17 protein-coding genes are annotated in these 20,570 nt (G+C 58.3%); 10 read left to right on the top strand and 7 right to left on the bottom strand.

Features of this window, described 5'->3' with window-relative positions; all coding sequences use genetic code 11:
* From LC093_RS18180 to LC093_RS18155, 5 genes are all read left to right on the top strand, one after another.
* The gene (locus LC093_RS18180) at positions 1 to 528 is read left to right on the top strand and encodes a MotA/TolQ/ExbB proton channel family protein (protein ID WP_226668191.1); all 528 of its coding nucleotides are present in this window, start codon (positions 1 to 3) and stop codon (positions 526 to 528) included.
* 156 nt (positions 529 to 684) lie between these two features.
* The gene (locus LC093_RS18175; RefSeq protein WP_226668188.1) at positions 685 to 1,086 is read left to right on the top strand and encodes an ExbD/TolR family protein; all 402 of its coding nucleotides are present in this window, start codon (positions 685 to 687) and stop codon (positions 1,084 to 1,086) included.
* Positions 1,087 to 1,091: 5 nt separating this feature from the next.
* On the top strand, positions 1,092 to 1,712 hold the full coding sequence (locus tag LC093_RS18170; protein WP_226668186.1) for an energy transducer TonB: 621 nt from the start codon (positions 1,092 to 1,094) through the stop codon (positions 1,710 to 1,712).
* A gap of 13 nt (positions 1,713 to 1,725) precedes the next feature.
* On the top strand, positions 1,726 to 3,060 hold the full coding sequence (locus tag LC093_RS18160) for a tetratricopeptide repeat protein (protein ID WP_264193186.1): 1,335 nt from the start codon (positions 1,726 to 1,728) through the stop codon (positions 3,058 to 3,060).
* Between the two features lie 204 nt (positions 3,061 to 3,264).
* A complete protein-coding gene (locus LC093_RS18155) occupies positions 3,265 to 3,930 on the top strand; it encodes an energy transducer TonB (protein ID WP_226668183.1) in 666 nt (221 codons plus the stop codon).
* A gap of 83 nt (positions 3,931 to 4,013) precedes the next feature.
* Here the strand turns inward: LC093_RS18155 and ilvD are convergent, their stop codons facing one another.
* The 4 genes from ilvD to LC093_RS18135 form a co-directional block, all read right to left on the bottom strand.
* Positions 4,014 to 5,849, bottom strand: a complete 1,836-nt coding sequence (gene ilvD, locus LC093_RS18150) for a dihydroxy-acid dehydratase (RefSeq protein ID WP_226668180.1) — start codon at positions 5,847 to 5,849, stop codon at positions 4,014 to 4,016.
* 182 nt (positions 5,850 to 6,031) lie between these two features.
* Positions 6,032 to 7,345, bottom strand: coding sequence for an amino-acid N-acetyltransferase (argA, locus tag LC093_RS18145; protein ID WP_226668177.1), 1,314 nt, complete (start codon positions 7,343 to 7,345; stop codon positions 6,032 to 6,034).
* 103 nt (positions 7,346 to 7,448) lie between these two features.
* Positions 7,449 to 8,603, bottom strand: coding sequence for an acetylornithine deacetylase (argE, locus tag LC093_RS18140; RefSeq protein WP_226668174.1), 1,155 nt, complete (start codon positions 8,601 to 8,603; stop codon positions 7,449 to 7,451).
* 2 nt (positions 8,604 to 8,605) lie between these two features.
* Entirely contained in the window at positions 8,606 to 9,496 is an 891-nt protein-coding gene (locus LC093_RS18135; RefSeq protein ID WP_226668171.1) for a carboxylate/amino acid/amine transporter, read from the bottom strand.
* 12 nt (positions 9,497 to 9,508) lie between these two features.
* Here LC093_RS18135 and LC093_RS18130 point away from each other — a divergent pair, with 12 nt between their 5' ends.
* Both LC093_RS18130 and LC093_RS18125 read left to right on the top strand, forming a co-directional pair.
* The gene (locus tag LC093_RS18130; protein ID WP_226668168.1) at positions 9,509 to 9,985 is read left to right on the top strand and encodes a DUF6314 family protein; all 477 of its coding nucleotides are present in this window, start codon (positions 9,509 to 9,511) and stop codon (positions 9,983 to 9,985) included.
* Positions 9,986 to 10,200: 215 nt separating this feature from the next.
* Positions 10,201 to 11,472: a M24 family metallopeptidase gene (locus LC093_RS18125; RefSeq protein WP_226668166.1), complete on the top strand. Its 1,272-nt coding sequence runs from the start codon at positions 10,201 to 10,203 to the stop codon at positions 11,470 to 11,472.
* Between the two features lie 39 nt (positions 11,473 to 11,511).
* Here LC093_RS18125 and LC093_RS18120 read toward each other — a convergent pair whose 3' ends face one another.
* The 3 genes from LC093_RS18120 to LC093_RS18110 form a co-directional block, all read right to left on the bottom strand.
* Positions 11,512 to 12,309 carry a PhzF family phenazine biosynthesis protein gene (locus tag LC093_RS18120; RefSeq protein WP_226668161.1) on the bottom strand — a complete coding sequence of 266 codons (798 nt, stop codon included), beginning with the start codon at positions 12,307 to 12,309 and terminating at the stop codon, positions 11,512 to 11,514.
* A 115-nt stretch (positions 12,310 to 12,424) separates the two neighbouring features.
* Positions 12,425 to 13,702 (bottom strand): inorganic phosphate transporter, encoded by a 1,278-nt coding sequence (locus tag LC093_RS18115; RefSeq protein ID WP_226668159.1) that lies wholly within the window; start codon positions 13,700 to 13,702, stop codon positions 12,425 to 12,427.
* Between the two features lie 13 nt (positions 13,703 to 13,715).
* Positions 13,716 to 14,393: a TIGR00153 family protein gene (locus LC093_RS18110; protein WP_226668156.1), complete on the bottom strand. Its 678-nt coding sequence runs from the start codon at positions 14,391 to 14,393 to the stop codon at positions 13,716 to 13,718.
* A 213-nt stretch (positions 14,394 to 14,606) separates the two neighbouring features.
* Here LC093_RS18110 and LC093_RS18105 point away from each other — a divergent pair, with 213 nt between their 5' ends.
* The 3 genes from LC093_RS18105 (at position 14,607) to LC093_RS18095 (ending at position 20,493) form a co-directional block, all read left to right on the top strand.
* The gene (locus LC093_RS18105; RefSeq protein WP_226668152.1) at positions 14,607 to 16,379 is read left to right on the top strand and encodes a GspE/PulE family protein; all 1,773 of its coding nucleotides are present in this window, start codon (positions 14,607 to 14,609) and stop codon (positions 16,377 to 16,379) included.
* 95 nt (positions 16,380 to 16,474) lie between these two features.
* On the top strand, positions 16,475 to 19,348 hold the full coding sequence (glnE, locus tag LC093_RS18100) for a bifunctional [glutamate--ammonia ligase]-adenylyl-L-tyrosine phosphorylase/[glutamate--ammonia-ligase] adenylyltransferase (RefSeq protein WP_226668148.1): 2,874 nt from the start codon (positions 16,475 to 16,477) through the stop codon (positions 19,346 to 19,348).
* Positions 19,349 to 19,533: 185 nt separating this feature from the next.
* Entirely contained in the window at positions 19,534 to 20,493 is a 960-nt protein-coding gene (locus tag LC093_RS18095) for a branched-chain amino acid transaminase (protein WP_226668146.1), read from the top strand.
* Positions 20,494 to 20,570: the final 77 nt, after the last annotated feature.

Genomic DNA, 20,570 nt, shown 5'->3' with positions numbered 1-20,570 from the left:
ATGCACGCATTAAATGACGCATGGGCCGCCGTCAACGCCTTTATGGCGTCGGGCGGGCCAGTACTACTTCTGATCGCCGGCCTGACCTTCTTCATGTGGACGCTGATTTTTGAGCGGGTCTTTTACTTCAATGGCGGCCTGAAACGCGATGTTCAGGGCGCAGTGGACTCCTGGGAAGCGCGCCCCGAGCGCAAATCCTGGGGTGCCCACCAGATCCGCTACGCGCTGATTTCCCGGGTATCCGAGAAGATCCAGAGCAATATGGACATGATCCAGACCTGCGTTGCCCTCGCGCCGTTGTTCGGCCTGCTGGGTACCGTATGGGGCATGATCAACGTGTTCGAAGTGCTCGCGATCACCGGCGGTGGTGATGCAAAGCAAATGGCCAGTGGTGTATCCATGGCTACCATCCCGACAATGGCGGGCATGGTGACCGCACTGTCAGGTGTATTTGCAAATACTTACATCACCCGTACTGCTGAGCGTGAAACCCAGCTGCTGGAAGACCATCTGACGATGGATCACTGACGGCACCACAATCAAAGTGACCGGCCTGGAGTATTTGTGCAGGTCGGACACTGAGAAGGTTTAGCCAATCCATGGAGCTTTCACTAACACTTAGGGTGCGGTGGAGGCTTCGCAAGGCCAAATCTCGCTAATAGCATTTCGCTAAAGAGAGTTGCAATGAGCAGAAAACAGACTACGGCGGAAGAAGAGGCCGGCGCGATCGACCTTACGCCCATGCTGGACGTAGTGTTCATCATGCTGATCTTCTTCATCGTCACCGCGACCTTCATCAAGGAACCGGGCGTCGATGTTGTTAAGCCGGAAGCGACCACCGCTGACCTCAAAGCCGCCTCTATTCTGGTAGCGATTAACGACAACGACGAAATCTGGATTGCCAAAGAGAAAGTAGACGACCGTCAGGTGAAAAATACCCTGGAGCGTCTCTACGCGGAAAACCCGAAAGGGTGGTTGGTAATTCAGCCCGATAAAGAAGCGAGTATCGAGAAGGTTGCCCTGATCGCTGATGCGGCCAGGAGAATTGGTATCGAGAAAGTGTCGGTCGCTACAGAGAAGAGTTAACAACTATGAACCCGGTAAGATTAGTTGGGGCAGGTGCGCTGGCAGTAGCCACCACTTTTGCCCTGATCTTCACCATGCATGCGCTGATTGAAGCGAACCTGGGTGCTCCGAAGGAAGAGGAGCAGATCAAGGTAGCCGACGTCGTCATGCCGGACACGAAGATCGAAACACAATACGATACCAGCAAGCCGGAAAAGCCAGACGAGCCTGAGCAACCGCCGCCCGAAATGCCGGAGCCGGAGTTTGATCAGCCCGACATTGACAATGCACTGAACATGTCAGCGCCGGCGGCCAACGCCGACCTGAAAGTGACCGGTATTGGTGGCTTCGCGAGCGAGGGTGACTACCTTCCGATCGTGAAAGTACAGCCGCAGTATCCACGTCGTGCACTGCAGCGTGGCATTGAAGGCTGGGTAATCGTGGAATACACGGTAACCAAGAACGGTTCTGTACGGGATCCGCGCGTGGTGGAAGCCTTCACAAAAGACGGCAATCCAACCACCATCTTCAACCGCGAAGCAGTGAAGTCCGCGTTGAAGTACAAGTACAAGCCGCGGGTTGTTGACGGCGAGCCTATTGAAGTGCCTGGTGTAAAAACCAAGATCAGCTTCAATATGGCGCAATAATTAGGGGACGCATATGAATATGACGACCGTGACGAAAGGCCTGTCCAAGTTCGTCCTGCGCACGTCCGTAGCGCTGCCCTTGGTACTGGCTCCCGCCGTAAGTGTGACTGTTCTGGAAGCAGTTGGTGTATCCAGCTCTTTTGCTCAGGCGCAAGCTGCAGAGCAGAAGACCCGCAAGACACCTGCGATGCGTGAAAGCGCATTTAAGTACCTGGGTAAAGCGCAGGAAGCTGCCGACGCCCAGAAGTGGCAGGAAGCCCTCGCAGCGCTGAAGGAGATGGAAGCGGGTAAGAGCAAGCTGAACGGCTATGAAGCCGCGCAGATGTACTACTTCTACGGCTTTGTCTACTACAGCATGGAGAAGTACCCGCAGGCGATTTCCTACTACAAGCAGGTATTGCAGCAGGGTGCAGAAAACCTGCCGGTAGCGCTCGAAGTAGGCACGCTGCAAACCATCGCCCAGCTGTACTTCGTAACCGAAGACTACAAGCAGGCTGTGAACTACCTGAACAAGTGGTTTGCTGCTTCCGAAACTGTTACCGCTGACTCGTACGCGTTGCGCGCCCAGGCTTATTACCAGCTGGGTGACAACAACAAGGCGATGGCTGATATGAATCAGGCTGTTTCCATGTACGAGAAAGAAGGCAAGGTGCCCAAGGAAAACTGGTACAGCCTGCAGCGTTTTCTCTACTACGAGAAAAACGACTACAAGCAGGTTACCAATATCCTTGAGAAGCTGGTGAAGCACTACCCGAAAGGTGAGTACTACAAGCAGCTGGCGGGCATGTACGGCGAGCTCAAGCGTGAAGACGACATGCTTCACATGATGGAAGCCGCTTACGTTGCCGGCGCCCTGCAGAAAGAGAAAGAGCTGCTGAATATGGCTTATCTCTTTATGGGTGCTGAAATGCCTTACAAGGGCGCGAAGGTGATCGAAAAGGGCATCAAAGAGAAGAAGATTGCCCGCAACTCCAAAAATCTGGAAACCCTGGCTCAGGCGTACCAGATGGCTCAGGAGCTGCAAAAGTCGATCCCGGAGCTGGAAGCTGCTGCAAGCATGTCTGACAAAGGCGATCTCTATTCCCGTCTGGCCGGTATCTACCTGGACCTGGACAAGAATAAAGAAGCCGTAGACATGGCTGCCAAGGCACTTAAAAAGGGCGATATCAAGCGCGTAGACCAGCTGTATATCGTTCTGGGCATGGCAAATGCGAACCTGAAGAAGTACGACGACTCGTTGAAGTACTTCAAGAAGGCGCTGGACGACAAGCGTTCCGAGAAGTTTGCCAAGCAGTGGATTACCTTTGTTGAAAATGAGAAAGAACGGGAAGCGCAACTGGCCATGTAAGTCAGTGTTTTCCGGAGTTTTCGAGGCCGCACAATGTGCGGCCTTTTTTTTACCGAATTTTTGCTCGATATATAGAGAATAAATACGATTTATTTGCAACTTCGTGTATTTCAACTAAATACTGTAAGTAGCTGATCAGCTTTTCCAACCACACAGTTCACTGTGTGATCACTAAAACACCTGAAAATAATTAGGAGGGGTGTTATGGAACAGGCTTATCCGCAAAGTAGTCTTACTGCATTCGCCAGTCCCCAATTTTCCCTGTCTTTCAAAACCATCAAACTGTTGCGCAGCGGTGCTTTTGCACTGGGGGTAACCGGTCTGCTGCTGTTTGGTATGACCCAACTGATCGCAACGGATTACCGCGCGCCGCCGACCGATGATGCGCCGAAGGTTGCGCCTATCCACATGCCGCCGACCGAACTTACGGTGATCAAGGCCGAGCCACCGGCTAAACCTCAGGAAATACCACCGGCGGTTCCCCGGGTCGAAGTAGATCCGCAAGTGGAGCCCGGTGATTTTTCAACAATCATTGATCGCCCGACTGTGAAGGCGGAAAAGCAGGGGCCTGTTGTGGTGGACTCTGCTCCACTGCCAATTTACAAACCGGCTCCGCGCTACCCGCGCAGGGCCCTGGCGAGAGGCCTTGAGGGGTATGTCGTAGTGGAGTTCACCATTACCAGTAACGGTAGTGTTCGTGATCCGAGTGTTGTCGGTGGGTTCGATATGAGTGGTGCTCCCACAGATGTATTCAACAGTGCCGCGCTGAACGCGGTGGCGCGCTTCAAGTACCGGCCGCCGGTAGTGGAAGGGAAACCGGTAGAGCAACATGGCGTGCGCAACCGGATAACCTTCCGCATGGCGGAGTAGATCCCCGGATCTTTGTTTAAATAGGAGAAATAAAAAAAGCGAGCCGATAGGCTCGCTTTTTTGTGTCGCTGAATGGACGCGGGTCAGTCGATTTCCCGTACCGCGCCGCGGTCGGCACTGGTGGCCAGCAGGGCGTAGGCCTTGAGTGCGCGGCTCACCTTGCGCGGACGGGGCTTAGTTGGCTTCCAGCCCTCAGCCCCTTTGCTGTCCATGGCCTCGCGGCGGCGTTGCAGCTCTGCCTCGGGAATATCCACTTCGATCAGGCGGTTGGGAATATCGATACGAATGGGATCGCCATCCTGTACCAAGCCGATATTGCCGCCGCCGGCCGCCTCCGGGGATACGTGTCCAATGGAAAGCCCCGAGGTGCCCCCGGAGAAACGACCATCGGTGATCAGTGCACAGGATTTACCCAGCCCTTTGGACTTCAGGTAGCTGGTGGGGTACAGCATCTCCTGCATACCTGGGCCGCCTTTGGGACCTTCGTAGCGTACGATAACCGCTTCGCCTTCGTTCACTCGCCCTTCCAGAATATTTGCTACTGCGTCTTCCTGGCTTTCGACAATGTGTGCAGGGCCTTCGAAGTGCCACAGCTCTTCTTCCACCCCGGAGGTCTTCACCACACAGCCATTGGGGGCCAGGTTGCCAAACAGGACGGCGAGGCCACCCTCGGAGGAGTAGGCGTGCTCAGCGGAGCGGATACAGCCGCTCTCGCGGTCGCCATCGAGATTGTTCCAGCGGCAGTCCTGGCTGAACGCCTGCTGGGTGGGGATGCCGGCCGGACCGGCGCGGAAGAACTTGTGCACTTCCGGGTCGTCGGTACGGCAGATGTCCCACTGCTCCAGCGCGTCGCGCATGGAGTTGCTGTGGACTGTGGGCTGGCTGGAGTCCAGGAGGCCCGCGGCGTCGAGCTCGCCCAGAATGGCCATAACGCCCCCCGCGCGATGTACATCTTCGATATGGTATTTCTGCGTATTGGGTGCCACCTTGCACAGTTGCGGAATCTTCCGTGACAGGCGGTCGATATCTGCGAGCGTAAAGTCCACCTCGCCTTCCTGAGCGGCCGCGAGCAGGTGCAGGATGGTATTGGTGGAGCCGCCCATGGCGATATCCAGTGCCATGGCATTACTAAACGCAGCGTGATTGGCAATGGAGCGTGGGAGCGCGGAGAGGTCGTCTTCCTCGTAGTAGCGCTTGGCCAGTGACACAATCTCACGTCCTGCTCGCAGGAACAGCTGCTCGCGGTCGGCATGGGTCGCGAGCATGGTACCGTTGCCCGGTAACGACAGCCCCAATGCTTCGGTCAGGCAATTCATCGAGTTTGCGGTGAACATGCCGGAGCAGGAACCACATGTCGGGCAGGCGGAGCGCTCGTATTCGGCTACCTGTTCATCGCTGGCGTCGTCGGTGGCTGCAATGACCATCGCATCGACCAGGTCGAGCTTGTGATCTGCGAGCTTGGTCTTGCCGGCTTCCATCGGACCACCGGAAACAAAAATGACCGGGATATTCAGGCGCAGCGCGGCCATCAGCATTCCGGGCGTGATTTTGTCGCAGTTGGAAATGCACACCAGCGCATCGGCACAGTGAGCGTTGACCATGTACTCCACGGAGTCGGCGATGATTTCACGGCTGGGCAGGCTGTACAGCATGCCGTCGTGTCCCATAGCGATACCGTCGTCCACTGCGATGGTATTGAATTCCTTCGCCACACCACCGGCCTTCTCAATTTCACGCGCCACGAGCTGGCCCATGTCTTTCAGGTGTACATGGCCGGGTACAAACTGGGTGAAAGAGTTGGCTACGGCGATGATGGGCTTGTGGAAGTCCTCATCTTTCATGCCGGTGGCGCGCCAGAGTGCGCGGGCGCCGGCCATATTGCGGCCGGCGGTGGAGGTACGGGAGCGATACTGGGGCATAGTGACTCTTACTAATTGAATTCAGGTCGCGGTCGAACAGGTGGCGGGCCTGGTTACAGGATCGGCGCTGAAGCGCTCACAGGCGCGAAAGAGTAGCAAAGTGCAAAGCATTTTGCGCGTTTGGCAACAAAGGGCAGATATGCCGCAATTTGTATCCGTGCTACGGGCGGCGTTCCGCAAAATTATTGCGGAACAACCTGTTTGCGTAAAATGCGGGAATTGCGCTGAATGTTGTACAGCGACTGTCGGCTGGCGGGCAGGTCGCTGACCTCAACCTGGGTGAAGCCCCGCTCGATAAACCAGTGCTCGGTCTGGGTTGTGAGTACGAAGATCTCCGGTAGCTCCAGCGCGCGCGCCTGCCGCTCCAGATGCTGCAGTAATTTGGCCCCGCGACCACCACCACGGAAATCCGGATGAATGGCAACGCAGGCAATCTCTGCTGCCACGGTATCGCCCTGATCGTCGAGGATCGGGTAGAGCGCAGCGCAGGCCACCGGGGTACCGTCCACTTCCACTAGGGTGAAATGATCGATTTCTGCCTCGAGCTTTTCCCGTGAGCGACGCACCAGCACGCCCTGTTTTTCCAGCGGCCTTATCAACCCGAGGATGCCGCCGACGTCATTAATACGGGCCCGGCGAACCACTTCGTAGCTGTCCCGGTAGATCATGGTACCGGCACCCTCGCGACGGAACAGTTCCTGCAGCAGCGCGCCGTTTTCTGCGTAACTGAGCAGGTGCACGCGCTGGGTGCCACTGTTACAGGCGGCAATGGCGCAGTTCAGGGTTTCGCTGTCGAGATACTCCGCGACTTCCTCGGCCTGGTTGATGCTCAGGTCATAGATCGGCTCGCCTTTTACTTCGAGTTGCGGCACATCCCTGAACAGGATCAGTTTTTCCGCGCTGAGTGCCTTGGCGGCTTCAGCGGCCAGGTCGAGATAATTCAGGTTGAACAGCTCGCCGGTCAGGGAAGTCCCGATGGGGGAGAGGAGTACCAGCGCGTTTTCTTCCAGCGCGCGGCGGATGGCTCCGGCCTCCATACGCCGCACGCGACCGGTCCAGCGCATATCCGTGCCATCGATGATGCCGACTGGACGCGCAGTGACGAAATTTCCGGAAATCACCCTAAGTGAAGAGCCGGCCATGGGGGAATCCGGCAATCCCTGGGAAAAGGCGGCTTCAATTTCAAAACGCAGTTTGCCGAGCGCGCCCTTGATGATTTCCAGGGTCTCGCGATCGGTTATACGGGTATTACCCTGGAAGCGACTTTCAATACCGGCCTGTGCCAGAGCTTCATTCACCTGGGCTCGGGCGCCGTGTACCAGTACCAGGCGTACACCGAGGCTGATCAGCAGCGCGAGATCATGTACCAGGTTGCGGAAGTTTTCGTGCGCAAAACCTTCCCCGGGAATGGCAACCACCAGGGTTCGCCCGCGCAGGTCATTGATATAGGGCGCGGCGTTACGGAACCAGTTGAGGGTGGTGTTATCGGTGTTCACTTTCTGTCTACTTCAGCAGGTGGTTCGTTAATGGGTGCAATATACCGTACTTTCTGCGGTAGCAGCGCCTTCGCGAAAATTTCTGTACACCGTAGGAGTCTGCTTAGAGGCAAAACTTGCCGATTAAACCGGTAAGAATTTCCACCATCGGATCAATCCGCTCCAGCCCAAGGTATTCATCCGGCTGGTGTGCCTGATCGATATCCCCGGGGCCGAGCACGATGGTTTGCATCCCCAGCTTTTGCAGAAAAGGCGCCTCGGTGGCAAAGGCCACACTTGCCGCGCTGTGCCCGGTCAGCTTTTCCGCAATCTTTACCAACTCTGATTGCGCAGGCTCTTCATACGCTTCGACGTCGCCGATGAGTGGTACCAATTCGAAGGATATTTTTTCTCCGTGAACGGTGTTTTTCAGGCGTTGGTGCAGCTCGCCGCGCAGCTCATCCATGGGCATGCCCGGCAGCGGGCGCAGGTCGAACTGGAGTTCGGTGTGGCCGCAGATCCGGTTGGGATTGTCACCGCCGTGAATACAACCGAGGTTCAGTGTCGGCACCGGTACTGCAAAGCCGGGGTTCTGGTAGCGCTGTTGCCACTCGCTGCGCAATTTGAGGATTTCTCCCATAGCGCCGTGCATGGCCTCCAGCGCACTGGCCCCGTAGGCCGGGTTCGATGAGTGGCCGGCCTGGCCGGTGATGCGCAGGGCGTGCATCATCATGCCTTTGTGCATGCGGATGGGCTTGAGCCCGGTCGGTTCGCCGATGACGGCGTAGCGGGCTTTGGGTCGGCCGGCTTTCACCAGTGCGCGGGCGCCCGACATGGACGTTTCCTCATCGGCGGTGGCGAGAATAATGAGAGGCTGTTGCAGAGGTTTGTCGGCGAAGGCTTTGGCCGCTTCGATGGCAATGGGAAAAAAGCCTTTCATATCGGTGCTGCCGAGGCCGTACAGGCGGTTGTCGCGCTCGCTCAGCTTGAACGGGTCCGATTGCCAGCGGTTGTCGTCATAGGGCACCGTATCGGTGTGGCCGGCCAGCACCAGTCCGCCATCGCCACTGCCCAGGGTGGCAATCAGGTTTGCCTTGTGCGGTTGGCCATCGATAGGCATGACCTCTACTTTGAAACCGAGGGTTTCCAGCCAGGCGGCCAGCAGGTCGATAACGCCGCGGTTACCCATATCCAGTGTGGGATTGGTGGCGCTGACGCTGGGGCTGGCCACCAGCTGTTGCAGTTGCTGCAGCAGGCTGGGCAGGGTGCGGGCATTCATACTCAAAATCCTTGTGTGCTGTCGCGATGTTTTCCTTTGCGGGACCTACTGTGCCATTCACTCAGGGCGACAGCCAGAACAATGATGGCGCCTCCTGTGACGAGTCGCGCAAGATTCGCTTCCCGGTTCCAGATCAACAGGTTTACCAGTAACCCTGCGGGAATCAGCGCGTTATTCATCGCGGCCAGAGTGCCGGCAGAAACCTGGGTGGCGCCCTTGTTCCAGAGAAAGTAGCCGACTCCGGAAGCCACTGCGCCCAGCCACAGCAAAATACCCCATTGCAGGTTGCTGGAAGGGTATTGTGGTTTGCCGAGTACCAGCCAGGCGATACCGGCGACAATGCTGGCGCCAATGAAAAACCAGCCAAAGGTCTGCCGCGGCGGCAGAGCATTGCCACGACTGCAGGTTGATTGCATAAACTGCTTGTAGGCTACCTGGCCAATGGCGAAACACAGATTCGCCCCCTGGACCACAAAAAAGCCCAGCCAGTAATCACTGCTGAGGGAATCCCAGCGGATGATAGCCGCGCCGACCACGGAGATCGCGGCGGCTAACAGGTTCCAGGCCGAAAATCGGCGCGCCAGTAAATCGTAGATCAGGGCGATATAGACAGGCGTGAAAATGGTGAACAACAGGACTTCCGGCACGGTTAACAGCAGGAATGACTGGTAGTAGAACAGGTACATCAGCCCGAGTTGCACCGCGCCAATAGCCATCAAGGTAACTGCGATGCGTGCCGGCGTACGCCAGTTGAGAAATGGCAGGAATACCAGGGTGGCGAGCAGCACCCGCGTAAGCACGGAAAAGTAGCTGTCTACCTGGCCGGCCAGGTACACGCCAATCAGGCTGAAGGAAAATGCCCACAGCAGGGTAACGAGAATCAACAGAAGCATGGGGTATGTAGTGTGTCAGTAACTATGCCTACAGATTACAAACGGCTGGAGGCGCTGGCGCAACTCTGTGAGCGATTGAAAAAGGTACGCGCCTTCAGCTTTTCCGCCAGTAACGGCCCGGGTTCCCAGACAAACTGGCGCGGCCATGGACGTGGAGACGTCGAGGTTACCAGCCGGGGTGCACACATTGAGTTTGCCGAGCAGGCAGAGTTTACCGATGCCGATGGCAACAAGGTCGCGTTGGAAAACCGCTATCGCTGGACCCGTTGCCCGGACTTTGTGCGCCTCGAACACCTGCGCCGGGAAGAGCCTGTTCTACTGTTCAACCTGGTACCGGTTACCGAACACGGTTTCCGCCACCAGGCGCCACACCTGTGTGGTGATGATACTTACACCGCTGAATTGCTGTTACACAATGATGAGATTGAGCTGATCTGGCAGATCCACGGGCCACGCAAAAATGAGCGGCTGCATTATCACTACTGGTAGCCTCTCTTTAGCGGGCCTGACGCGCTCTGAAGTCTCCAATCCCCACAGATAAATTTCGCAGGCTGCGGTAGAGGGGGCAATACGGGCGTTCAAACGCATCCTGTTTCCCGCCAAAACGCGCTACCCTCGTCTGTTTGAAAAATAGCGCGGCTTTTCGCGCCAACAAATAATACTCAGCCCAAAAGCTACAGACAGGGAGCGGGGGAGAACCTGATATGCCGACGAAACGCCAATTACTGAAAGCTGCTGCACTACTTGCAGTTACACCCGGGTTGCCACTGCGCGCAATGGCCGAAGAGAAAACGGCCGGTACCGCTAAAAAACCGGAATCCATGCTTGCTGGTATACAGCCAATCAGTGTGGCAGAGCGTCAGGCGCGGGTCGCCCGTGCCCAGGAGTTGATGCAGAAGTCCGGCATCGATGCCATTGTGCTCGAACCGGGCGCAGCCATGCTGTATTTCACTGGCATCCGCTGGTGGCGCTCCGAGCGCCTGACGTGCGTGGTAATCCCGAAACGGGGGGAGCTGGCGGTAGTGACTCCGTTTTTCGAGGAGCCTTCGGTGCGTGAGTCCATGACCTTTGGGGAGGATGTGCGCACCTGGAATGAGCATGAGAGCCCGTTTGAGCGCGTCGCAGGGGTACTGAAAGACCGTGGCCTCAAGTCAGGGGTTATCGGCCTGGAAGCCACGGTGCGCTGGTTTGTCGCCGATGGCATTCGCCATGCGTTGCCGCCTTTCAAGCTGGAGAGCGCCGACCCGGTTACCCGCGGCTGCCGGATGATCAAAAGCCCGGCGGAACTGGCGCTGATGAAAAAGGCCAATGAAATCACTCTCGCGGCCTATGGCATGGTGCACGAGCAGCTGCGTCGGGGCATGACGCCGGCGGATGTCAACCAGCTGATGCGCGAAGCTCAGACCAACCTGGGCGGCCAGGGCGTGTGGACCATGGCGCTGTTTGGCGAAGGCAGCGCCTATCCCCACGGCACCGACCAGCCGCAAGAAATCCGTGAGGGGCAGATCGTCTTGATGGACTGTGGATGTAGCGTAGAAGGTTACCAGTCGGATATTTCCCGCACTTTTGTCTATGGTGAGCCGAACAAGCAGCAGCAGAAGATCTGGCAACTGGTGCGCGACGGGCAGGATGTGGCGTTTGCCGCCGCCAAACTGGACGCGCCTGCCGGTAGTGTCGATGATGCGGTACGTGCGTTCTACCTCAAGAATGGCTTTGGGCCGGACTACCGCTTGCCGGGGCTTTCCCATCGCACCGGCCACGGCATTGGTATGGAAGGGCATGAGCCGGTGAACTTTGTACGCGGGGAAAGTACCAGGCTGGCACCGGGTATGTGTTTCTCCAATGAGCCGGGCCTCTATCTGCCGGGAGAATTTGGTGTGCGCCTCGAAGATTGCCTGTATATGACCGAAGACGGACCGGCCTGGTTTACGTTGCCGCCGGAGAGTATCGCCAGCCCTCTGGGGCGTCTGGCATAAGTCTCTTGGTGCAGGCGGGTCGCGCCTGCACCGCTTCCATTACAGGGCGATCTCTCCGCGCAGGTAGGTCACCGCCCGCCCGCGCATCAATACCCGCTCGCCGGATAGTTCACAGTCGAGCTCGCCGCCGCGAGGGGAGATCTGTTTGGCTTTGAGACGGGTTTTATCCAGTTTGCTGGCCCAGAACGGTACCAGCCGGGTATGCGCTGACCCCGTTACCGGATCTTCATCGATACCGATGGCCGGGGCGAAAAAGCGGCTGACAAAGTCGCAGTCATACCCATCGCCCGGCGCAGTACAGATCAGGCCTTTATAGGGCAGCTTCAGCAGCGCGCGCATATCCGGTTGCAGGCTTGCCACTTCAGCGGCGCTGGCAAATTCCAGCAGCAGCTGGTCATCAGAACCCTTCACTTCCAGTGCCTGCAATGGCTGTGCGCCCAGCGCCTGTGCGTAATTCGAGGTAAGGGCTATTTCCTGATTGTGCTGAGCGGGGAAGTCCAGGGCCAGCAAGTCATCGTCTTTACGTACGACCAACTCACCACTGCGGGTATGGAAGTGGATTTCCGGTTCGCTGAAGCCCAATTCTGTCCACAGCAGGTGGGCGGTCACCAGGGTGGCGTGGCCGCACATGGGGACTTCCTCACCCGGTGTAAACCAGCGCAATTCGAACTCCTTGCCCCGGGGAACCGTAAACGCCGTTTCCGCGAGATTGTTCTCCGCGGCAATCTGCTGCATCAGCGCATCTTCCAGCCACTGGCTCAGGGGCACATAGGCGGCGGGGTTGCCTTTGAACAGCTCGGATGTGAAGGCGTCGGCCTGATAGATAGGCAATTGCATGGGAGTTTCCTTCTCTCGGGGTGAATCAGGTCAGTGGAAATGACCAATAAAAAAGGGAGCGTGAAGCTCCCTTTTTTAACAGATGTGGACGGCGGCTTCTAATGCCCGCCGACGGTTACCATCCAAATACGCCCTTGAAGAAAAAGAAGAACAGGATCGCCAGGCCGGCACCCGCGGGCAGGGTGACTACCCAGGAAGCGACGATGGTGGTGATCATGCGCAGGTTCAGGGCGCCGATACCGCGGGCGAGACCTACACCAAGTACCGCACCAACGAGGGTGTGGGTGGTGGAAATCGGCAGGCCGGTACCAGAGGCGACAACCACGGTGGAGGCCGCACCCAGCTCGGCGGCAAAACCGCGGCTCGGGGTGAGCTCGGTAATCTTGCGGCCGATGGTGGCCATCACCTTGAAGCCGTAGGTTGCCAGACCGACAACGATACCCGCGCCCCCGAGCAGCAGAATCCAGGATGGCATGGAGGCTTTGGCGGTCACCGCACCCATCTGCACGGTATTTACTACTGCTGCCAGCGGGCCAACTGCGTTGGCTACGTCGTTGGAGCCGTGCGCGAAGGCCATGGCACAGGCGGTGAATACCATCAGGATGGCAAATACGCGTTCTACGTTGGCGAAACGGTTTTCGCGCTCGCGCTCCGGATCGCGCTTGATGCGTTTCAGCATCGCAATACCAATTGCCATCACAACCAGCCCGGCAACACCGGCGATCAGTGCATCCTGCCAGAAGCTAAGCGTGATATTGGCATCCTTGAGTACGTGCTTCAGGCCCTTGGTGAGGGTCACCATGGCAATCATCCAGCCCACGGCAAACATGTAGAGCGGGATATAGCGCTTGGCGTTGGTGAACGGATCCTCGGTGTTGAGAATCAGCCGCTGCACGCTGCGGAACAGCATGAAGGAGATGGTGCCGGCGAGCACGGGTGACACCACCCAGCTGGCAACGATGCTACCCACCTTGCCCCAGGCAACGGCATCAACAGAGATGCCCACGGCGGAGAAACCGACGATGGCGCCCACGATCGAGTGGGTGGTGGATACCGGCCAGCCCAGGATACTGGCAATCATCAGCCAGGTACCTGCGGCCAGCAGTGCCGAGAGCATGCCGTACACCAGCAACTCGGGGCTGTCGGTGAAGATATCCGGTGAAATAATGCCCTTGCGGATGGTGGCGGTTACTTCGCCACCGGCGAGATAGGCACCGGCAAATTCGAAGATCATGGCGATGACAATCGCCTGTTTGATCGTCAGCGCGCGGGAGCCCACGGAGGTGCCCATGGCGTTGGCGACGTCATTCGCGCCTACACCCCAGGCCATGAAAAAGCCGAATACGCAGGCCAGAATCAGGAAAATGTGGCCGTACTGGGTAATTATTTCCATTGTGCTCTCCTCTTTAACGCGCCAGTAGCAACTGCAGGCGGTTACCCACGGCGTGGGCGCGATCCGCGAGGTCGCCCACCCATTCGATGACACGGTAGAGGAAGATCACATCCACCGGAGGCAGTGTTTTTTCGATCTGGAACAGTGAGGAGCGGATTTCCACCTCGAGCCTGTCGGATTTGCGCTCGAGCTCGTCCAGTTCTTCGGTCATGCGCTGGGCGATATCTACCTCGCGGCCGGCAAAGCCGGTTTCCAGCAGTTCGTCGAGCTCGTTGATGGCCGTCAGAGCCTGTGCGGAGGCGGCTACGGCGCTCTCTACAAAGATCTGCATTTGCGCCTGCATGGATTCAGGCACCTGCATCTGACGGCCGATGGCGAGACCGGCGATGTCTTGCGCCGTGTTCGCCACTTCATCCTGGGCGTGCAGTAGTTCCAGCAGGTCGGTGCGGGAGACTGGCATGAACAGGCTGTCTGGCAAGTGCAGGCGCAAGTCCCGCTTGATGTCGTCAGCGCGGTTCTCGCTGGCGGAAATGCGTTGCTGGACAGTTTTGGCCGTGTTGAAGTCGCCCTTCATGAGGGCGTCAAAGAAGGGCACCAGATCCGCTGACGCTTCGTGGGCAGTCGCCATGTGTTCCTTGATCGGCTTGATCGGCGAGCGGCCGAACAGGTTGGCGATGTTGGACAGGGGCATGGTCTGTTCCTTTTTTCCGGTCCTGACAGGTTGAATTTTGACCGCTAAGGCGGCCGGGTGGCGGCATGGTACCCCAAGCTGTGCGAAGGTCACAGTAACCATTTGATGCAGCCGTTAACCCTGTACTTTCTCCATTGGCCAATAGAGCTACAATGCGCCTTCACTCTAAGCCTAGACGGCGAATCAAGACCGCAGCAAAAACGGGGACAGCGTATGGCGAGCAGACTGGCGGATCGGGTACTCGACCTATCCGGACTTCTGGAAGACCTGGTGGCCCAGGGCTATGTGAGCCGGCTGGATGCGAACCGCCTGAACGGTACCCCGCGCACGGCAGAGCAGGCGCAGATGCACCCGCTCACCTATATCGCCAGTTGCGAGCTGGAAAACCAGAAAACGCCGGGCAAGCTGCTGGAGGCGGAAACTCTGACCCAGTGGCTGGCGGATACCTCCTCCCACGGCCTTTACCATATTGACCCTCTGAAAGTGAACGTGGCGGCGGTGACGGAAGTGATGAGCTTCCAGTTCTCCAAGCGTCACCAGATCCTGTGTGTGGAAGCGAGCAAGGAGTCACTGCTTGTCGCTACTGCACAGCCTTATACCAGCGGCTGGGAAGAGCAGCTGGAACACACCAGCGGTCGCAGCGTGCGGCGGGTGGTTGCCGACCCGGCCGATATCAAGCGCTATGCCACCGAGTTTTACTCCCTGGCCAATTCCATTTCCGGCGCCAGTGGCCTTAAGGGCAGCTCCGGGGCAAACAACTTTGAGCAGTTACTGGAGCTGGGTAACCTCAAGGACCCGGAAGCCAACGACCAGCACATCGTCAATATTGTTGACTGGCTTCTGCAGCACGCGTTCGACCAGCGCGCCAGTGATATTCATATCGAGCCGCGTCGGGAAATCGGGCGTATCCGCTTCCGCATCGATGGCGTACTGCACCCGATTCACGAGCTGCCGGACCAGGTCAACGCCGCCGTTACCAGCCGCCTGAAAATTCTCGGGCGGATGAACGTGGCGGAGAAACGCAAACCCCAGGACGGCCGGATCAAAACCAAACGCCCGGATGGCAGTGAGGTGGAGCTGCGACTGTCCACCCTGCCGACCGCCTTTGGCGAGAAGCTGGTGATGCGGATTTTCGATCCGGAAGTACTGGCGCGCTCCTATCACGACCTGGGGCTGGGCGGTGAAGATCTGGCCCGCTGGCAGAAAATGCTCGAGCGGCCCAATGGCATCGTGCTGGTCACCGGCCCTACCGGCTCCGGGAAAACCACCACCCTGTATACCGCGCTCAAGCAACTGGCCTCCAGTGAGGTCAACGTCTCCACCATCGAAGATCCGATCGAGATGGTGGAAGAGAGTTTCAACCAGACTCAGGTGCATCACAGTATCGGGCTGGATTTTGCCGCCGGTATCCGCACCCTGATGCGTCAGGACCCGGACATCATCATGGTGGGGGAAATCCGCGACCTGGAAACCGCACAGATGGCCGTGCAGGCGGCGCTCACCGGTCACCTGGTGATTTCCACCCTGCATACCAACGATGCGCCCACGGCGGTGACGCGCCTGCTGGACCTGGGGCTGCCGCACTACCTGCTGAAATCCAGCGTACTGGGCGTGATGGCCCAGCGCCTTGTGCGTACCCTCTGTCCCAACTGCAAGGGCAAAGCGGAAATCAGCGATGAAGACTGGCAGGCGCTGGTCAGGCCCTGGAAAGCGCCCAAGCCCGAAGTGGTGTATCAGCCGGAAGGCTGCCTCGAATGCCGCAATACCGGCTATCGCGGCCGCCAGGGCATCTATGAAATCCTGCCGTTTACCGAGGGGATCCAGGCGCTGGTCACCAGTGAGTGCGATCTGCAGCTGGTGCGGCGCCAGGGGATGCGCGAAGGCATGAACAGCCTGCGTTTGTCTGGCGCCCGGAAGGTCGCCGCGGGGATCACCACCGTGCAGGAAGTGCTGCGGGTGGCACCGCCGCCGGATATTGCATTCTGATTCAACTGCCGGGCCAGGTCTTCTGACCCGGCCTTCGCCTTTTTATACTTGCCTCATTTACGCTCACTTTCATCCCCACGCAAAAGGATCCCGCCGTGTCGTTGTTCCCTGAATCTGTCTGCCCCGAACATTTGCAGCCCTGCGTGCAACAGCAGTGGCGCAGTTGGTGTGACCAGGTGGGAGAGGCTAATGCTTTAGCCATGCAGCAACGGCTGGCCAGTGACGCGGGCGCGCAACAGCTGGTGGCGCGGACCCTTGTGGGCTCCGACTTCCTGCTGCAGCAGTGCCGGCGCAATCCGGAACTGTTGGGTCAGCTGCTGTCTGTGGATGACCTCGGGCTCGAGTGTCCCGATATCTCTGCGCTGGATACGGAAGCGGAGCTGGACTCCGCGCTGCGACATTTGCGCAACCGGGTAAATGCGGAAGCCATCTGGCGGGATTTTGCCGGCCAGTGGGATATCCCGACGGTGTGCGCGCGGCTGACCGCTCTGGCCGAGGTCACGATTCAGGCGGCGCTGGATTGGCACCGGCAAAGAATGGTTGAGCGCCATGGTGAGCCCCGCGATCGCGCAGGTGTCGTACAGCCGATGATTGTGCTTGGTATGGGCAAGCTGGGGGCCCGGGAGCTGAATCTCTCGTCCGATATCGACCTGATTTTTGCCTATCCCGAGCCCGGCCAGAGCGACGGAGACAAGCCGCTGGAAAACCAGGCGTACTTTCAGCGCCTGGGCCAGCGGCTGATCAAATCCCTCGACGCGGCCACTGCCGACGGTTTTGTGTTTCGCGTGGATATGCGCCTGCGCCCCTACGGGGACAGTGGCCCGCTGGTGAGCCACTACGCCGCGCTGGAGGACTACTACCAGACCCAGGGGCGGGAATGGGAGCGCTACGCGATGATCAAGGCGCGCCCGGTAGCCATGGCCGGTGAGGGCGCCGCAGAAGCCGCGGAAGAATTGATGGAGTTGCTGCGGCCATTTACCTACCGCCGCTACATCGACTTCAGTGTGATCGAAGCGCTGCGGGAAATGAAAACCCTGATCCAGCGTCAGGTGCGCGCGCGCGGCCTGATCGACAACCTCAAATTGGGACGCGGCGGTATCCGTGAAGTGGAATTTATCGCGCAGGCCTTCCAGTTGATCCGCGGCGGGCGCGAGCCGGCACTGCGGGAGCGCAATATCCTGAAAATACTGCCGCAGCTGGAGCAGGGTGGACACCTGCCTGCGGGCGCGGCAGCGGAATTACGCGAAGCCTATCTGCTACTGCGGCGGGTGGAGCACGGCCTGCAGGCGGAGCGCGACCAGCAGACCCAGACCCTGCCACCGGAAATCGAGCGTCGTCAGCGTCTGGCTTTTGCACTGGGCTATTGCGACTGGCCCGCGCTCGAAAGTGAACTGGTTGCGGCACGTATTGCGATTGAACGGGAATTCGATGAAGTCATCGCGCCACCGGAAGAGAGTGTGGAAATAACCGCAACCGATCGCTGGCAATTGTTATGGGCGGGGTGCGAGCGTGCCGATGACCGCGATAGCTGGCTTGAACAGCTGCACGAAGCCGGCTTCCAGCCTGCCGCCAAGGCTCTGGAAGCGCTGGTAAATTTGCGCAGTGACCGGATTGTGAATGCTCTGCCGGCATCCGGGCGCGAACGCCTGGATCAGACCATGCCGTTATTGTTGGGCGCCGCTTCAGAGGTCGGTGAGTCCTTACTTGCACTTGAGCGGGTGACGCCGCTGCTGCGTTCCATTTTGCGCCGCAGCGCTTACCTGGTCCTGATCAATGAAAACCCGCCGGTATTGGCACAATTGCTGCGTCTGTGCAGCGCCTCGCCGTGGATTGCGGAGCAGCTGGCGCGCCACCCGATCCTGCTCGACGAGATGCTCGATCAGCGTCGGTTGCTGGAGCCGTCGACTGCGCAGGACATCGCCGATGACCTGCGCCAGGAAATGTTGCGGGTGGATGAAGGCGATCTCGAAGCACAGATGGAAGCCCTGCGCCTGTTCAAGCAGGGGCAGAGCCTGCGCATTGCCGCGCAGGAGGTCACCGGAGCGCTGCCGTTGATGAAAGTGAGCGACTCGCTCACCTGGCTGGCTGAGGCAATCCTGCAACAGTCTCTGGCACTGGCGTGGGAGCAAGTGACAGAAAAACATGGTATGCCCAGAGACGCGAGCGCCGACGATATGCGTTTCGCCATCGTCGCCTACGGAAAATTGGGCGGGCTCGAACTGGGCCACGGCTCTGATCTCGATATCGTCTTTGTGCACGACGCCGAGCCGCAGCAGTACACGGACGGTGAGCGTTCCATCGACAACCTGAGTTTTTATACCCGCCTCGCCCAGCGCCTGATCCATATCCTGCAGACCCGCACGCTCAGCGGCCCGCTGTACGAAGTGGATACCCGACTGCGTCCGTCCGGCAATTCCGGATTACTGGTGACGTCGCTGACCGCGTTTGAAAAATACCAGCGCGAGAGTGCCTGGACCTGGGAGCATCAGGCCCTGGTACGTACGCGCACGGTGGCGGGTAGCGAGCGCCTCGGCAAAGACTTTGAAGCCCTCAGGCTCGAATTGCTTTGCGAGCCGAGAGATGAGCAAAAACTGCGTGAAGAAGTGGTCGCCATGCGCGAAAAAATGCGTGCGCATCTCGATAAGAGCAATGATCAGCAATTTGACCTAAAGCACGGACCGGGTGGTATTGTCGATATTGAATTTTTGGTTCAATATGCAGCACTGGCCTGGGCGCAAAGTGCGCCATCCATCGTGCGATATACCGATAATATTCGCATCCTTGAAAGCCTCACCGAGGCGGGCCTGATGCCGGCCCACCAAGCCGGACATTTGATCGACGCCTACAAAGCCTACCGATCTGAAGGTCATCGCCTGGCATTACAACAGCAGCCAGGGGTTGTATCCGGTGACCAATTCGAAGCGGAAAGAAAGACCGTTGAAACAACTTGGCAGCAGATTCTGGGTTGAGCGAAGCGCATGATCGTCGTCGCTCCCCGGCTGGTTCCTGCTGCCCTATTAAACTGTTTTTCACCAGGCTCTGTGCTGTAGGAGCCTGCCTGCAGGCGAACAGGCTCGATCCGGTGTACACCGTCCGCTCCTTCCCCCAGGCCGCTCCTACAGAGTGCGAATTAGAATTCTTGTAGGAGTTTCCCATGTCTTTTGCCGATCGAGACGGCGTTATCTGGTTTGATGGTGAGCTGGTCCCCTGGCGCGATGCCCGGGTGCATGTCCTCACCCATACACTGCATTATGGAATGGGCGTGTTCGAAGGTGTGCGCGCGTACGAGACGGCGGATGGCGGTACCAGCATCTTCCGCTTGCAGGATCACACCCGCAGGCTGTTCCGCTCTGCCAAGATCATGAACATGCCAATGCCCTTCGACGAGGAACAGCTGAACGAAGCTCAGCGTCTTGTGGTGCGCGAAAATGGCCTCAAGGAGGCCTACCTGCGCCCGATGGTATTTTACGGATCGGAAGGTATGGGGTTGCGCGCAGACCAGTTGCAGGCTCACATCATCGTGGCGGCCTGGGAATGGCCGAGCTACATGAGCCCGGAAGCCCGCGAACTGGGTATCAAGGTAAATACCTCTTCCTACACCCGCCACCATGTGAATATCGCCATGTGTAAGGCGAAGGCCAATGGCAACTACATCAACTCCATGCTGGCGCTGCAGGAAGCGATTCGCAACGGCTGTGAAGAGGCGCTGTTACTGGATCCGGAAGGCTATGTTGCCGAGGGCAGTGGCGAGAACTTTTTCCTGGTCAGCGATGGCATCATCTACACGCCGGAACTGACCTCCTGTCTTGACGGTATCACTCGCAAGTCGGTTATCCAGTTGGCCGAAGAGTGTGGTTACAAAGTTGTGGAAAAACGCATTACCCGCGATGAAGTCTATATTGCCGACGAAGCCTTCTTTACCGGCACCGCGGCGGAAGTATTGCCGATCCGCATACTGGATGGTCGTACCATTGGTGCAGGTCGTCGCGGCCCGATCACCAAGCGACTGCAGCAGATGTATTTTGATGCGGTACAGGGCAAGAGCGTGGCACATATGGGCTGGTTGAGCGATGTCCATGAGACCTGTCCGCAGATCCAGGCCGCGTCGGCCTGATCGTTCAGGTCTCGTAAAAAAGGGCGGAAACCTGCGGGTCTCCGCCCTTTTTTATTGGGAATAATCTTGCTGGACAG

The sequence above is a fragment of the Microbulbifer aggregans genome, assembly GCF_020524005.1.
In the GTDB taxonomy this organism is placed as follows: domain Bacteria; phylum Pseudomonadota; class Gammaproteobacteria; order Pseudomonadales; family Cellvibrionaceae; genus Microbulbifer; species Microbulbifer aggregans_A.
The sequence above is the reverse complement of the archived record's forward strand: the minus strand, read 5'-3'. Positions and strand labels throughout refer to the sequence as shown.